We start from the raw sequence: 14,797 nt of genomic DNA, 5'->3' as shown, positions 1-14,797 counted from the left end.
CGCTCCACACCATGGCAACGCAGCCCGACAAAGCGCAATCCGACAACGCGCTCGACCCCAAGCTTCTCCTCAAGACGCTCCAGTCCATCCGCAAGGGTGACTTCAGCGTACGCATGCCCGAGGACCGGACTGGAACCTCGGGGAAGATCTACGACACGCTCAACGAGATCATCACCCTCAACGAGGCGATGACGCACGAGTTCGAGCGCATCAGCCAGGTGGTGGGCCGCGAGGGCCGCATCTCCCAGCGCATCTCGGTCAACGGCGCCTCGGGTGGCTGGCAGATGTCCGTGGAGGCGGTGAACTCGCTCATCACCGACCTGGTTCAGCCCACCACCGAGGTGGCGCGCGTCATCGGCGCGATGGCCAAGGGTGACCTCACCCAGACCATGGCGCTCGAGTTCGAGGGCCGCGCCCTCAAGGGCGAGTTCCTCCGCACCGCCCAGGTGGTCAACAGCACCGTGGCCCAGCTCGCCTCGTTCGCCAGCGAGGTGACTCGCGTGGCCCGCGAAGTGGGTACCGAAGGTAAGCTGGGCGGCCAGGCCGTGCTGCGCGGCGTGTCCGGCACCTGGAAGGAGCTCACCGACAGCGTGAACCTGATGGCGAGCAAGCTCACCGATCAGGTGCGCGACATCGCCAAGGTGACCACCGCAGTGGCCAACGGTGATCTCTCCAAGAAGATCACCGTGGACGCGAAGGGCGAAATTCTCGAGCTGAAGAACACCATCAACACGATGGTGGATCAGCTCTCGTCCTTCGCCTCCGAAGTGACCCGCGTGGCCCGCGAAGTGGGCACCGAAGGAAAGCTCGGTGGTCAGGCCGTGGTGCAGGGCGTGTCCGGCACCTGGAAGGACCTCACCGACAACGTGAACAGCATGGCCAGCGGCCTCACCGCCCAGGTGCGTAACATCGCCGAGGTGACGACCGCCGTGGCCCGCGGCGACCTGTCCAAGAAGATCACCGTGGACGTGAGGGGTGAGATCCTCGCCCTGAAGAACACCATCAACACGATGGTGGACCAGCTCTCCTCGTTCGCCTCGGAGGTGACCCGCGTCGCCAAGGAAGTGGGCACCGAGGGCAAGCTGGGTGGCCAGGCGCAGGTGGAGGGCGTCGCCGGTACCTGGAAGGACCTCACCGACAACGTGAACTCCATGGCCGGCTCGCTCACCACCCAGGTGCGCGACATCGCCAAGGTGACCACCGCTGTCGCCAACGGTGACCTGAGCAAGAAGGTCACCGTGGATGTGAAGGGTGAGATCCTCGAGCTGAAGAACACCATCAACACGATGGTGGATCAGCTCTCCTCGTTCGCTTCCGAAGTGACCCGCGTGGCGCGTGAAGTGGGTACGGAAGGAAAGCTGGGTGGCCAGGCCATCGTGCGCGGCGTCGCCGGCACCTGGAAGGACCTGACCGACAACGTGAACTCGATGGCCAGCGGCCTCACCGCCCAGGTGCGTGACATCGCCAAGGTGGCGACCGCCGTTGCCAACGGAGACCTCGGCCAGAAGGTCACCGTGGACGTGAAGGGTGAAATCCTCGAGCTGAAGAACACCATCAACAAGATGGTGGATAACCTGAACACCTTCTCCGGCGAGGTGACCCGCGTTGCCCGCGAGGTGGGTACCGAGGGCAAGCTGGGTGGTCAGGCCAAGGTCGAGGGCGTATCCGGCACGTGGAAGGACCTCACCGACAGCGTGAACTCGATGGCCGGTTCGCTCACCACGCAGGTGCGTGACATCGCGGACGTCACCACGGCGGTGGCCCGCGGCGACCTGAGCAAGAAGGTCACGGTGGATGTGAAGGGTGAGATCCTCGCCCTGAAGAACACCATCAACACGATGGTGGACAACCTCAACACCTTCTCGGGCGAAGTGACTCGCGTGGCCCGCGAGGTGGGTACCGAGGGCAAGCTGGGTGGTCAGGCCAAGGTCGAGGGCGTCAGCGGCACGTGGAAGGACCTCACGGACAACGTGAATTCCATGGCCAGCGGCCTCACCGATCAGGTGCGTAACATCGCCGAGGTGACGACTGCTGTTGCTCGCGGTGACCTGTCCAAGAAGATCACGGTCGATGCCAAGGGAGAGATCCTCGAGCTGAAGAACACCATCAACACGATGGTGGATCAGCTCTCCTCCTTCGCCTCGGAAGTGACCCGCGTGGCCCGCGAAGTGGGCACCGAAGGAAAGCTGGGCGGCCAGGCCGTGGTGCAGGGCGTGTCCGGCACCTGGAAGGACCTGACCGACAACGTGAACAGCATGGCCAGCGGCCTCACCGCTCAGGTGCGCAACATCGCCGAGGTGACGACCGCAGTGGCCCGCGGCGATCTGTCCAAGAAGATCACCGTGGACGTGAAGGGCGAGATCCTCGCTCTGAAGAACACCATCAACACGATGGTGGATCAGCTCTCGTCCTTCGCTTCCGAAGTGACCCGCGTCGCCAAGGAAGTGGGCACCGAGGGCAAGCTGGGTGGCCAGGCGCAGGTGGAGGGCGTCGCCGGTACCTGGAAGGACCTCACCGACAACGTGAACTCCATGGCCGGCTCGCTCACCACCCAGGTGCGCGACATCGCCAAGGTCACGACCGCCGTCGCCAACGGTGACCTCTCCAAGAAGGTCACGGTCGACGTGAAGGGCGAAATTCTCGAGCTGAAGAACACCATCAACACGATGGTCGATCAGCTGTCGTCCTTCGCCTCCGAAGTGACCCGCGTGGCTCGCGAGGTGGGTACCGAAGGAAAGCTGGGTGGCCAGGCCGTGGTGCGCGGGGTTGCCGGCACCTGGAAGGACCTCACCGACAGCGTGAACAGCATGGCCGGCGGCCTCACCGCTCAGGTGCGTGACATCGCCAAGGTGACCACCGCCGTCGCGAACGGTGACCTGAGCAAGAAGGTCACCGTCGACGTGAAGGGAGAGATCCTCGAGCTCAAGAACACCATCAACAAGATGGTGGACAACCTGAACACCTTCTCCGGTGAGGTGACCCGCGTCGCTCGCGAGGTGGGTACGGAAGGAAAGCTGGGTGGTCAGGCCAAGGTCGAGGGCGTGTCCGGTACGTGGAAGGACCTCACCGACAACGTGAACTCGATGGCCAGCGGCCTCACCGACCAGGTGCGCAACATCGCCGAGGTGACCACGGCCGTTGCTCGCGGTGACCTGTCCAAGAAGATCACCGTGGACGTGAAGGGCGAGATCCTCGAGCTGAAGAACACCATCAACACGATGGTGGACCAGCTCTCCTCGTTCGCCTCCGAAGTGACCCGCGTCGCGAAGGAAGTGGGTACGGAAGGAAAGCTCGGTGGTCAGGCCCAGGTGAAGGGCGTCAGCGGCACCTGGAAGGACCTCACCGACAACGTGAACAGCATGGCCGGCAACCTCACCGCCCAGGTGCGAGACATCGCCAAGGTGACGGCGGCCGTGGCCAACGGCGACCTGAGCAAGAAGGTCACCGTCGACGTGAAGGGCGAGCTGGCCGAGCTCAAGGGCACCATCAACACGATGGTGGATCAGCTCTCCTCGTTCGCCTCCGAAGTGACCCGCGTCGCTCGCGAGGTGGGTACGGAAGGAAAGCTGGGTGGTCAGGCCCAGGTGCAGGGTGTCGCCGGCATCTGGAAGGACCTCACCGACAACGTGAACAGCATGGCCAGCAACCTGACCGCTCAGGTGCGCGGCATCGCCACGGTCGTGACCGCGGTCGCCGCCGGTGACCTGAAGCGCAAGCTGGCCCTCGCCGCCAAGGGTGAGATCGCCGCCCTGGCCGACACCATCAACGGGATGATCGACACGCTGGCCACCTTCGCTGACCAGGTGACCACGGTGGCCCGCGAGGTGGGTATCGAAGGAAAGCTGGGCGGCCAGGCCAAGGTGCCCGGTGCGGCCGGTACGTGGCGCGACCTCACGGACAACGTGAACTCGATGGCCGGCTCGCTCACCACCCAGGTGCGCTCCATCGCGGAAGTCGCCACCGCGGTGGCCAAGGGCGACCTGACCCGCAGCATCTCGGTTGAGGCCCAGGGCGAGATGGCCGCCCTGAAGGACAACATCAACCAGATGATCGCCAACCTGCGTGACACCACGCAGAAGAACACCGAGCAGGACTGGCTGAAGACCAACCTCGCGCGCTTCACCCGCCTGCTGCAGGGCCAGCGCGAGCTGGAGACGGTCTCCAAGCTCATCCTCAAGGAGCTGGCGCCCCTGGTTCAGGCGCAGCACGGCGTCTTCTACCTCATGGACGGCGTCGACAAGCAGCAGACGCTGCGGCTGCTGTCCACCTACGCCTACCGGGAGCGCAAGAGCCTCGCCAACTCCTTCAAGCTGGGCGAGGGCCTGGTGGGCCAGTGCGCCGTGGAGAAGGAGCGCATCCTCCTCACGGACGTGCCGGACGACTACATCCGCATCAGCAGCGGGCTGGGTGAGGCCAAGCCGCTCAACATCGTGGTGCTGCCCGTCATCTTCGAGGGTCAGGTGAAGGCCGTCGTCGAGCTGGCCAGCTTCTACCGGTTCAGCGAGACGCACCTCTCCTTCCTTGATCAGCTCACCGAGTCCATCGGCATCGTGCTCAACACGATCGCCGCCGGCATGCGGACGGAGGAGCTGCTCAAGCAGTCGCAGAGCCTCGCCGACGAGCTGCGCAGCCAGCAGCAGGAGCTCACCGAGACCAACCGCCGCCTGGAGCAGCAGGCCAAGAGCCTCCAGGCCTCCGAGGAGCGCCTCAAGCAGCAGCAGGAGGAGCTGCAGCAGACCAACGAGGAGCTCGAGGAGCGCAGCCGCCTCCTGCAGGTGCAGAACATGGAGGTCGAGCGCAAGAACCGCGAGATCGAACAGGCCAAGCTGGCCCTCGAGGAGCGCGCTCAGCAGCTCGCCCTGTCCTCCAAGTACAAGAGCGAGTTCCTGGCCAACATGAGCCACGAGCTGCGCACGCCGCTCAACAGCCTGCTCATCCTCTCCAAGCTGCTGGCGGAGAACTCCGAGGGCAACCTCAGCGGCCGTCAGGTGGAGTTCGCTCAGACCATCCACGGCGCGGGCAGCGATCTGCTCTCCCTCATCAACGACATCCTGGACCTGTCGAAGATCGAGTCCGGAATGATGAGCGTGGATGTGGACGAGGTGGCGCTCAACAGCCTGAAGGACTTCGTGGAGCGCACCTTCCGCCAGATGGCGGTGGACAAGAAGCTGGGCTTCAAGCTGGAGTTCGCTCAGGCACTGCCCTCGCACATCCTCACCGACGGGCGCCGGCTGCAGCAGGTGCTCAAGAACCTGCTGGCCAACGCCTTCAAGTTCACCGAGGAAGGCCACGTCATCCTCGACGTGCGCCCGGCCCGCGGCGGCTGGAGCACCGATCACCCCATCCTCAACCAGGGTGGCTCCGTGCTCGCGTTCTCCGTCATCGACACGGGCATTGGCATCGCGGAGAACAAGCAGAAGATCATCTTCGAGGCCTTCCAGCAGGCGGATGGCACCACCAGCCGCAAGTACGGCGGCACCGGCCTGGGCCTGTCCATCAGCCGGGAGATCGCCAAGCTCCTGGGTGGCGAAATCAAGGTGATCAGCGCCCCGGGCAAGGGCAGCACCTTCACCCTCTACGTGCCGCAGACGTACGTGCCGCCGCCCACCCAGCTGCGTCCGCAGCCGTCCAACGGCAATGGCAACGGCAGTGTCTCCAACGCCAACCGGGTGGCGTCCGAGGAGCGGATCAACGCCCTGCGCGCGGAGGTGGAATCCGTGGTGCAGGACGCGGAGCTGGCCCGCGAGGAGGAGGTCGAGGACGACCGGCGCACCATCCAGCCGGGAGACCGGACGCTGCTCATCATCGAGGATGACATCGTCTTCGCCCGCATCATCCTCGGCCTGGCGCGCGAGAAGGGCTTCAAGGGACTGGTGGCGCTGCGCGGCGACACGGGTCTGGCCATGGCGCGCCAGTACCGGCCGGATGCCATCACCCTGGACATCGGGCTGCCCGTCATCGACGGGTGGAACCTGTTGGACCGCCTCAAGCACGACAGCCGCACCCGCCACATCCCGGTGCACATCATCTCCGCCAGCGAGGAGGAGCGCAGCCGCGGCCTGAGGTTGGGCGCCCTGGCGGTGCTGCAGAAGCCGGCCAGCCGCGAGGTCCTGGGCGAGGCCCTGACGCGGGTGAAGGGCTTCATCGAGCGGCCCGTGAAGAACCTGCTGGTGGTGGAGGACGATCAGCGCCAGCGCGAGAGCATCGTCAGCCTCATCGGCAACGGCGACGTGAAGACGACTCCGGTGGGCAGTGGACAGGAAGCCCTGGCCGCCATGAGGGAGCGGTACTTCGACTGCGTGGTGCTGGACCTGGGCCTGCCGGACATGACGGGCCTGCAGCTCATCGAGCAGATGAAGATGCTGGGTCACACCCCGCCCATCATCGTCTACACGGGCAAGGAGCTGACCGAGGAGGAGGAGACCGTCCTCAAGCGCGTCACCGACGCCATCATCATCAAGAGCGTCAAGTCGCCTGAGCAGCTCCTGGACGAGACGGCGCTCTTCCTGCACCGAGTGGAGGCCAACCTCCCCGAGAACAAGCGGGCGATGATCAAGCAGGTGCACCAGAACGATCCGGTGCTCGCCGGCAAGAAGGTCCTGGTGGTGGACGACGACGTGCGCAACATCTTCGCCCTCACCAGCGTGCTGGAGAAGCACAAGATGCAGGTGCTCTACGCGGAGAACGGCCGCAAGGGCATCGACATCATCCGCGGCACGCCAGACCTCAACGTGGTCCTCATGGACGTGATGATGCCGGAGATGGACGGCTACGAGACCATGCGCGCCATCCGCCAGGTCAACGAGCTGAAGACGCTCCCCATCATCGCGCTCACGGCCAAGGCCATGAAGGGCGACCGCGAGAAGTGCATCGACGCGGGCGCCAGCGACTACATCACCAAGCCGGTGGAGACGGATCAGCTACTCAGCCTCCTGCGCGTGTGGCTGTTCCGCACCTCGGATCGCAACAACGGGTAACCAACCATGGGTGACGCGCTGGCACGGGCGGTGGCGGAGGGCGAGGATGCCCTCGAGGACATTGAGCTGGACCTGCTCCTCGAGGGTGTCATGCGGCGCTACGGAATGGACTTCCGTGGCTATGCCCGTGCGTCGCTCAGGCGGCGCGTGTGGAACATGGTGCACGCGCAGAAGCTGGGGAACATCTCCGAGCTTCAGGCGAAGGTGCTGCACGATCCGGCCCGGATGGAGGAGCTGCTGCAGCACCTGTCCGTGAACACCACCACCATGTTCCGCGACCCGAGCTTCTTCGAGGCGTTTCGCGAGAAGGTGGTGCCGCACCTCTTCTCGGCCCCCTTCGTGCGCATCTGGCACGCGGGGTGCTCCACGGGCGAAGAGGTGTACTCCCTGGCCATCCTCCTCATGGAGGCAGGGCTGTACGAGCGCAGCCGCATCTACGCCACGGACATGAACGCGAGCGTGGTCGAGCGGGCCAAGTCAGGCATCTTCCCGCTGGAGCACATGCGCGAGTACACCGCCAACTACCTGCGGGCCGGAGGCTCGGCGGCCTTCAGCGACTACTACACGGCCAACTACGACCACGCCATCTTCAAGGCCCCGCTGCGCAAGAACATCGTCTTCGCGCAGCACAACCTGGTGAGCGACGGCACGTTCAACGAGTTCAACGTGATTCTGTGCCGCAACGTGCTCATCTACTTCGGCACGCAGTTGCAGGAGCGCGTACACCGGCTGCTGCATCAGTCCCTGCGCCGCTTCGGCGTGCTCGCGCTGGGCCGCGGCGAGACCCTGCGCCACACAGTGCTCGAGGGCGACTACGACGAGGTGGACGCCCAGGAGCGCCTCTACCGGCGCCGCGCGTAATCCCCTGCGACCATTTCCCCTCTCCCTTCGGGAGAGGGACGGGGTGAGGGTATTGGGTGAACCCGGGTTGAACCCCCTGTTCACACTGTGGGCCACGGGTTGAAGAACAGGCTCGGATACCCTCACCCTGACCCTCTCCCGAAGGGAGAGGGGAGGACATCACTCCACCACGGCCGGTAGGCGGTACAGCTCGTAGATGTCGCCGTGGTGTCTCAGGCCCATCGCCTCGCGCTGGACGATGAGGTACCAGCGCTGCTTCTCCGCATCCGCTCGCAGCTCTTTGTGCCGCTCCACCAATCGCGCCCGTACCGGGCCGCTCGTGCCTCGCAGGGCCTGCTCCGTCTCTGTCAGCTCGACGAGCAGCGACTCCAGCCGGGAGGCCACACGCCGCAGCGCCGAGGCCTTCTCCGATTGGATTTCCACTTCGATGGCCAGCGTGCTTTCCGGGTTCTTGGCGCGCAAGGACATGGTGATGACCTAACGACCTCCTCCCAGGGCGGCAATCGCCACCCGCCCCTCAGTGGGTCTCCGGAGGGAGGGGCTCGACGCGCTGCTCGGCAGGAAGCTCCTGGGCCACCTTCTTGCGCACCAGACGTTTGGTGGCGATCTCCTCCTCCTCCGTCCGCTGGCGTCGGCGTACCAGGCCCTGCGACTCGTCCACGAACCAGAAGATGACCCGGTAGAAGGCGGCGATCACCGTGAGGAGGATGGAGGAGAAGAACCAGCTCAGCACGCTCCCCACCAGGCCTCCCACCACCACTCGGATGGGATAGGTGCCTGTGAGCGGCACCAGGATGAAGGCCATGTAGTGCGAGACGCAGTAGGGACAGGAGACGAGGTAGCCGAAGAACGTCTCCTTGCCTCCCAGCTTCTCGCGCAGGGGCGCGAAGATGCGCTCCTTCGCAACGGTCTGCGAAAGGCCCATCACCACGGCCGCCACGGCGAAGAGCTGGAACAGGTCCGTCATGACCCCAAGGTGGTGACGCACCCGGACAAGCGCGTTGTCCCGGAGTCCACCTGGCTGGAAGCCAGGCATCCGAGAGGACAGCCCCTCCCTCAGCGTGCTCGCCGCTCTGGGCGCTCCTGCCGCTCGCGAGCCTCGGCCTGCTTGCGGCGCGAGGCCTCCGCGGCCGTCTCTGGAGGCACCAGCGCGTTCGGCCCGCGACCGATGAGGTCCTCCCGGCCCGCCTGCGTCAGCGCCTCGCGCGCCAGCGGCCAGTGCTCGGGGTTCCAATAGAGCAACAGCGCCTTCTGCAGCCGCTTCTCCCGGAGTCCCTTCGCTGTGTAGACGGGCTCCATCTTCAGCGGATCAATCCCCGTGTAGTACATGGTCGTGGCCACGGCCATCGGCGTGGGGATGAAGTCCTGCACCTGGCGCGGACGCTTGCCGTTCTTCTTCAGCCACAGCGCGAGCTCCACCATGTCCTCGAGCGTCGAGCCCGGGTGCCCGCTGATGAAGTAGGGGATGTCGTACTGCTCCTTGCCCGCCTCCTCGCTGGCACAGGCGAACATGTGCTGGAAGCGCTCGAAGCTCTCGATGCCGGGCTTCTTCATCTTCTCCAGCACCCGGGGCGACACGTGCTCGGGCGCCACCGAGAGCTGGCCTCCCACGTGGTGCGCGGCGAGCTCCTTCACGTACTCGGGTGAGCGCTCGGCCAGGTCGTAGCGCACGCCGCTGGCGATGAAGACGTGCTTGACGCCCTCCTCCTCGCGCACCTGCCGCATCACGTCGATGAGCGGCCCATGGTCCGTCTGCAGGTTCTCGCAGACGCCCGGGTGCACACAGGACAGCTTGCGGCAGCGCTTCTCGATGTCCTCGCTCTTGCACTTGAGCTTGTACATGTTGGCCGTGGGGCCACCCAGGTCCGTGATGGTGCCGCGGAAGTCCCCCATGCGCCGCAGGGCCCGCACCTCGCGCAGCACGCTCTCCGCGCTGCGGCTCTGGATGACGCGGCCCTCGTGCTCGGTGATGGAGCAGAAGGTGCACCCGCCGAAGCAGCCCCGCATCAGCACGATGGAGTGCTTCACCGTCTCGTAGGCGGGGATGCGCTCCTTGTACATGGGGTGCGGGACGCGGTTGAAGGTCAGGTCGTACAGCTCGTCCATCGCCACCGACGCGCCCTCGCCCTTCCCCGCCCCGTCCTCCAACGGCCTCGCCGGAGAGTTGAAATAGACGGCGCGGTTGCCGTGCCGCTGCGCCAGGGGCCGCCCGTTACCGGGGTTGGTCTCCATCTGGAAGTCGCGCGACATGCGGGCGAAGGCCGTCTTGTCCTCCACCACCTCTTCATACGAAGGCAGCACCACCACCTTCTGGTCCGCGGCCCTCTTCGCCGGGTCCGCCTCGAGGGCCTTCATCTCCGCGTCGTTGATGATGTACGCGGTGCCGCGCACGTCGCGGAGGTCCTCGATGCGCTCACCCCGGCGCAGGCGATCGGCCACCTCCCAGATGGGGCGCTCGCCCATGCCGAAGACGAGCAGGTCCGCCTTCGCGTCCATGAGGATGGAGCGGCGCACCTTGTCGCTCCAGTAGTCGTAGTGGGCGATACGCCGCAGCGAGGCCTCAATGCCGCCGAGGACGATGGGCACGTCCGGGTACGCCTCGCGGCAGCGCTGGGCGTAGACGATGGTGGCGCGATCCGGCCGGCAGTTGGTGCGCCCACCCGGGCTGTACTGGTCCTCCGAGCGGTTCTTCTTCTGCGCGGTGAGCCGGTTGAGCATCGAGTCGAGGTTGCCGGCGGCCACCCCGAAGAAGAGCCTCGGCTTGCCCAGGGCCTTGAAGGGCTCGGCCGAGTGCCAGTCAGGCTGGGGGATGATGCCCACCTTGAAGCCACGGCCCTCGAGGAAGCGGGCGATGAGCACCGGGCCGAACGCGGGATGATCCACGTACGCGTCCCCGGAGACGATGATGATGTCGAGCTGCTCCCAACCCCGGGCCTGCATGTCGGCGCGGGTGACGGGAAGGAAGGGATGCGAATAACGGGTCTGCGTGGCCATGTGGGACGTCCTATCCCTCCCCTAACCGCTCAGGATGGCGGGACGCAAATGCCCGCTGTCCGAAAAAGCTTACGACCCCCGGCCGGCCCCCTCCCTGAGGCCATGGCGGGCGAGCTCCCACCTTCAGCCCTGGAGCGACTGCGGGCCGCCCACCGCGCGCCGGCGCACCGCGGAGGCCACGAGCCTGTACAACGTACTCACGCCCATGCCTGCGCAGACGGAGAGTGCGGGCAGGATGAGCAGGAGGTACTGAGGCCACTTGGTGGACCAGAGCAACAGGAACACCAGCCCCACCAGCGCCCAGGCCGCCCAGACGGGGCGCTGGCGCAGCGTGGCCGGGAAACCCATCGCGGCCAGGGGCAGGAGCACCCAGACCGTGGCTCCGGTGGCAAAGACCCCCGCGTGCCACCGCACAGGGGTTGCGTGCGTCAGGTAGTAGAGCGGCTGGTACCAGGGCAGTGCGGAGCGCACCACGTGCTCGCTGTGCGAGTAGTTCCAGTGGAACGTGAGCGACGCCCACAGGTTCCCCACGGGGTTCGACCACAGGGCTGGGTTCGCGATGAGGAACGTGGCCATGGCAGGGAGGACGAAAGCGGCCCACACGCGGCCCCTCGCGCGCCCGTACCCGATCAGGAACGGAAGGAACGCCAACCCGACAACCATGGCGTACGGATACTTGCCGGCGGCTGCGACGCCCAGCAGCGCACCGGAGAGCGCGAGTGACGCGAGCTGGAAGGGCCTCCCCTGCCCCGCTTCGAGGGCTCGGCGACGAGCGCGCTCAAAGGCCAGGACTGAGAGGATCGCGAACAGGCCCGGGACTCCCTCCAGATAGGCCTGGGCGGTGTACTTCGCGTGGTAGGCGTCGAACGCGAGCAGCAGTGCCCCCACCGGATGAACCAGACCGGTGAGCCCCACCTGGAGGATGCCCATCCCCGCGGACAGCCAGCGCGTCCACCGGAAGACCGGCACGGCGGGCTCCGGAATGGGACGACCTACCCGCACCGTCTTCCAATCGGGTTCGGGAGTGCCGGACGCCAGCAGCTCCAAGGCGTACAGGAGCTTCACCAGCGGGGGATGCTCGAAGTTCTCCCGGTAGGCCGCCAGCTCGCCCCACCTGCCTCCAGACAGCAGCTCCGCATAACGGTAAGCCACGGGAAGGTAGATGAGCTCGTCGTAATCCGGAGGCAAACGCTCCACGGCCCGGGCTCGCTGCCATGTGGCCGCCAGGAGGGCGAGTAGCAGGAGCGTGACGCCCAGGATGCGTTTCAACGGCATGGCCGCCGCTGATAACACAGTTGCGCCGGCCCCCGCGCGGAGTGATAGAGGCTCTCCATGACGACCCCGCCCAACACGATCGTCTTCGACCTCGACGGCACGCTGGTGGACTCGCTGCCGGACATCATCGCCAGTTTCCAACACGGCCTCGCGAGCATGGGACTGCCGGTGCCAACGGACGCGGAGGTGCGTCCCCTCATCGGGCACCCTCTCGAGGAGATGTATGCCCACTTCGCGCCCGAGCACGTGACGGCCCTGTGCGCCGTCTACCGCGAGCACTACGCGCGCAACTTCGTCAACCGCTCGCGCCCGTACCCCGGCGTCGTCGAGCTGCTGCGCACGCTGCGGGAGCGCGGCTACAAGCTCGCCATCGCCACCACCAAGCGCACCGACATGGCGCGGCGCTTCATCGAGGCGCTCGGGTTGACGCCAGCCGTGGACTACGTGCAGGGCACCGACGGCTTCCCGCATAAGCCCGCGCCGGACGTCATCCACCGGGCCCTGGCCGCCCTGAGTGCCAAGGGCCTGTGGATGGTGGGTGACACCACCGCGGACATCCTCGCCGGGCGGGCCGCGGGGCTGCGTACCTACGGTGTCACCTGGGGCAACCATGACGCCCGGATGCTCGCCACCGCTACCCCGGACGAGCTCCAACCGGACCTGGCCCGTCTGCTGGCGCACCTGCCACCGCGGCCCCGGGCCTGAACCCACGCTCACAATTCTCCCTATCCACAGGAGTCACGCATGAAGATCGGAATCATCGGTGCGGGAATGATCGGCGGAACACTGGCGAGGAGGTGGACGAAGCTGGGTCACGAGGTGCTGATCGCGAACTCGCGCGGACCGGACACGCTTCGCGAGCTCGCGGCCGAGACTGGAGCCACCCCCGTCACGGTCGCGGAGGCCGCGCATCGCGGAGAGATCGTGGTCGTCACGATCCCCGAGCGCGCAGTAGCGGACCTGCCGAAGGATCTCTTCTCGGGTGTGCCCGCTGACGTGGTCGTGATCGACACCGGCAACTACTACCCGATCCGTGACGGAAACATCCCGGCGATCGTCGGGGGACAGATCGAAAGCAAGTGGGTCAGCGAGCAGCTCGGGCGGCCGGTGATCAAGGCGTTCAACAACATCTACTTCCAGAGCCTGCTCAAGAAGGGCACGCCACGAGGTACGCCGGGGCGCATCGCGCTCCCGGTCGCGGGCGATCCGCCCGAAGCGCGAGCGAAGGTCTTGCGCCTCATCGACGAGCTCGGGTTCGACCCGGTCGATGCGGGCAGCCTCGAGGAGTCGTGGCGGCAGCAACCCGGCACCCCCTGCTACACCCAAGATCTCGACGCGCCGCGGCTGAAGGAAGCGCTCGCCGCGGCAGACCGGAGCCGCATCCCCGAGTACCGCAGCGCCGCGAACGAGGGGTTGAAGGAGCTCCTCGAAGCGATGAACCAGCGCTGACTGTATCGCTGTATCATCCGTGAATCTTCAACCCGGAGGATGTCCTATGGCTGGCAAGAAGCTGCTGATGCTCGTGGGTGACTACGTCGAGGATTACGAGGTCATGGTGCCGTTCCAGGCCCTTCAGGCCGTGGGCCACACGGTCCACGCCGTCTGCCCGGACAAGAAGGCCGGAGACACGGTGCGCACCGCCGTGCACGACTTCGACGGAGCGCAGACGTACAGCGAGAAGCCGGGTCACAACTTCGCCGTCAACGCCACCTTCGCGGAGATCGAGGCCTCCCAGTATGACGGGCTGGTGATCCCGGGCGGTCGGGCGCCGGAGTACCTGCGCCTCAACCCGAAGGTCCTCCAGGTGGTCCGCCACTTCGCCGAGGCGCGCAAGCCCATCGCCGCCGTCTGCCACGGCCTGCAGGTGCTCGCGGCCGCGGGTGTGCTCGAGGGCAAGCGCTGCACGGCCTACCCCGCCTGCGGCCCCGAGGTGACGCTCGCCAAGGGCACCTACGTGCAGGTGCCGGTGGATGACGCGGTGATCGACGGCAACCTCGTCACCGCCCCCGCCTGGCCCGCTCACCCGAAGTGGATCGCCGGCTTCCTCCAGGTGCTGGGCACCCGCATCCAGCACTGAGCCTCCGCATTCACCCGGCGGTCCCTGATTCCCCGCCGGGTGATGCGGTGTTTGAAGTCACGGCTCGCTCGGCCTCACGCCTGCCCGGCCGCCGAGGCGTCCCCTTCGTGGGCATGCGCCTTCTGCTCCCGGTACTCGGAGATGTGCTCGTAGACGCTCTCCGGGAACTGGAGATCCTTGTAGACGTTGCAGGCGTCCGGATCCTCCGGGTTGGGGCAGATGGGGAACTCCTGCTGCGCCTGGAACTGGAGCACCTTCTCGCGCCGCGGCGGGCTGTAGTCCCGTCCCTTCACCTGCTCGATGAGCGCGAGCGCCTGCCGCTCGTCACAGGCCGGATCCTGCTGGAGCGTCTCTCGCAGCTCCTCGTCGTCCATGAAGTGCCGCGCCACCATCGCGAAGACGAGCCGGCCGAAGTGGCCGATGTCCTGGCCCGCGTCGAGCGAGTCCAGCAGGTGCGCCATCATCCCGTTCTTCCGGAGCGCCTCCCGTCCGCTGCTGCTCCGGCTCTGCTTGCGTGTACGTGCCATTGATGAAGTCCTCTCGTGGAATCGTCCGGAACGCGCCCGCCTGAAAGCACGTTCAGTCCTTCACACGAAGGTAGGCACCTCGTGGA

General features: G+C 66.3%; 10 protein-coding genes. 5 read left to right on the top strand and 5 right to left on the bottom strand.

All coding sequences use genetic code 11. From position 1 onward, the window contains the following. Window positions 1-11: 11 nt before the first annotated feature. Both F0U60_RS16525 and F0U60_RS16520 read left to right on the top strand, forming a co-directional pair. Window positions 12-6,977, top strand: coding sequence for a HAMP domain-containing protein (locus tag F0U60_RS16525; protein WP_395820592.1), 6,966 nt, complete (start codon window positions 12-14; stop codon window positions 6,975-6,977). 6 nt (window positions 6,978-6,983) lie between these two features. Continuing rightward, window positions 6,984-7,838: a CheR family methyltransferase gene (locus tag F0U60_RS16520; protein ID WP_395820589.1), complete on the top strand. Its 855-nt coding sequence runs from the start codon at window positions 6,984-6,986 to the stop codon at window positions 7,836-7,838. Window positions 7,839-7,997: 159 nt separating this feature from the next. Here F0U60_RS16520 and F0U60_RS16515 read toward each other — a convergent pair whose 3' ends face one another. From F0U60_RS16515 to F0U60_RS16500, 4 genes are all read right to left on the bottom strand, one after another. After that, window positions 7,998-8,306, bottom strand: coding sequence for a hypothetical protein (locus F0U60_RS16515; RefSeq protein WP_395820586.1), 309 nt, complete (start codon window positions 8,304-8,306; stop codon window positions 7,998-8,000). Between the two features lie 49 nt (window positions 8,307-8,355). Next, window positions 8,356-8,874 carry a hypothetical protein gene (locus F0U60_RS16510; protein ID WP_395820582.1) on the bottom strand — a complete coding sequence of 173 codons (519 nt, stop codon included), beginning with the start codon at window positions 8,872-8,874 and terminating at the stop codon, window positions 8,356-8,358. Between the two features lie 20 nt (window positions 8,875-8,894). Next, window positions 8,895-10,832, bottom strand: a complete 1,938-nt coding sequence (locus F0U60_RS16505) for a YgiQ family radical SAM protein (protein ID WP_395820580.1) — start codon at window positions 10,830-10,832, stop codon at window positions 8,895-8,897. Between the two features lie 123 nt (window positions 10,833-10,955). Beyond that, window positions 10,956-12,107, bottom strand: a complete 1,152-nt coding sequence (locus tag F0U60_RS16500) for a hypothetical protein (protein ID WP_395820577.1) — start codon at window positions 12,105-12,107, stop codon at window positions 10,956-10,958. A 57-nt stretch (window positions 12,108-12,164) separates the two neighbouring features. On the opposite strand from F0U60_RS16500, the gene F0U60_RS16495 reads away from it, so the two are divergent. From F0U60_RS16495 to F0U60_RS16485, 3 genes are read left to right on the top strand one after another with little or no spacing between them, the layout of a single operon-like run. Continuing rightward, window positions 12,165-12,812, top strand: coding sequence for an HAD family hydrolase (locus F0U60_RS16495; RefSeq protein ID WP_395820574.1), 648 nt, complete (start codon window positions 12,165-12,167; stop codon window positions 12,810-12,812). A 39-nt stretch (window positions 12,813-12,851) separates the two neighbouring features. Further along, window positions 12,852-13,556, top strand: a complete 705-nt coding sequence (locus F0U60_RS16490) for an NADPH-dependent F420 reductase (RefSeq protein ID WP_395820571.1) — start codon at window positions 12,852-12,854, stop codon at window positions 13,554-13,556. 46 nt (window positions 13,557-13,602) lie between these two features. Continuing rightward, window positions 13,603-14,184, top strand: coding sequence for a DJ-1/PfpI family protein (locus tag F0U60_RS16485; protein WP_257453930.1), 582 nt, complete (start codon window positions 13,603-13,605; stop codon window positions 14,182-14,184). Window positions 14,185-14,258: 74 nt separating this feature from the next. Here the strand turns inward: F0U60_RS16485 and F0U60_RS16480 are convergent, their stop codons facing one another. Further along, window positions 14,259-14,711 (bottom strand): hypothetical protein, encoded by a 453-nt coding sequence (locus F0U60_RS16480; protein ID WP_395820568.1) that lies wholly within the window; start codon window positions 14,709-14,711, stop codon window positions 14,259-14,261. Window positions 14,712-14,797: the final 86 nt, after the last annotated feature.

The organism is Archangium minus, from assembly GCF_044360475.1.
GTDB classification, from domain to species: Bacteria; Myxococcota; Myxococcia; order Myxococcales; family Myxococcaceae; genus Archangium; species Archangium minus.
Note: the sequence above shows the minus strand (reverse complement) of the source record. Positions and strands in the feature narration are given on the sequence as shown.

Bases quoted from the DNA above. Each gene is read 5' to 3' on its own strand.
- F0U60_RS16515 (WP_395820586.1), bottom strand. From the start codon at position 8,306: ATGTCCTTGCGCGCCAAGAACCCGGAAAGCACGCTGGCCATCGAAGTG.
- F0U60_RS16480 (WP_395820568.1), bottom strand. From the start codon at position 14,711: ATGGCACGTACACGCAAGCAGAGCCGGAGCAGCAGCGGACGGGAGGCG.
- F0U60_RS16520 (WP_395820589.1), top strand. From the start codon at position 6,984: ATGGGTGACGCGCTGGCACGGGCGGTGGCGGAGGGCGAGGATGCCCTC.
- F0U60_RS16490 (WP_395820571.1), top strand. From the start codon at position 12,852: ATGAAGATCGGAATCATCGGTGCGGGAATGATCGGCGGAACACTGGCG.
- F0U60_RS16500 (WP_395820577.1), bottom strand. From the start codon at position 12,107: ATGCCGTTGAAACGCATCCTGGGCGTCACGCTCCTGCTACTCGCCCTC.
- F0U60_RS16505 (WP_395820580.1), bottom strand. From the start codon at position 10,832: ATGGCCACGCAGACCCGTTATTCGCATCCCTTCCTTCCCGTCACCCGC.
- F0U60_RS16495 (WP_395820574.1), top strand. From the start codon at position 12,165: ATGACGACCCCGCCCAACACGATCGTCTTCGACCTCGACGGCACGCTG.
- F0U60_RS16485 (WP_257453930.1), top strand. From the start codon at position 13,603: ATGGCTGGCAAGAAGCTGCTGATGCTCGTGGGTGACTACGTCGAGGAT.
- F0U60_RS16525 (WP_395820592.1), top strand. From the start codon at position 12: ATGGCAACGCAGCCCGACAAAGCGCAATCCGACAACGCGCTCGACCCC.
- F0U60_RS16510 (WP_395820582.1), bottom strand. From the start codon at position 8,874: ATGCCTGGCTTCCAGCCAGGTGGACTCCGGGACAACGCGCTTGTCCGG.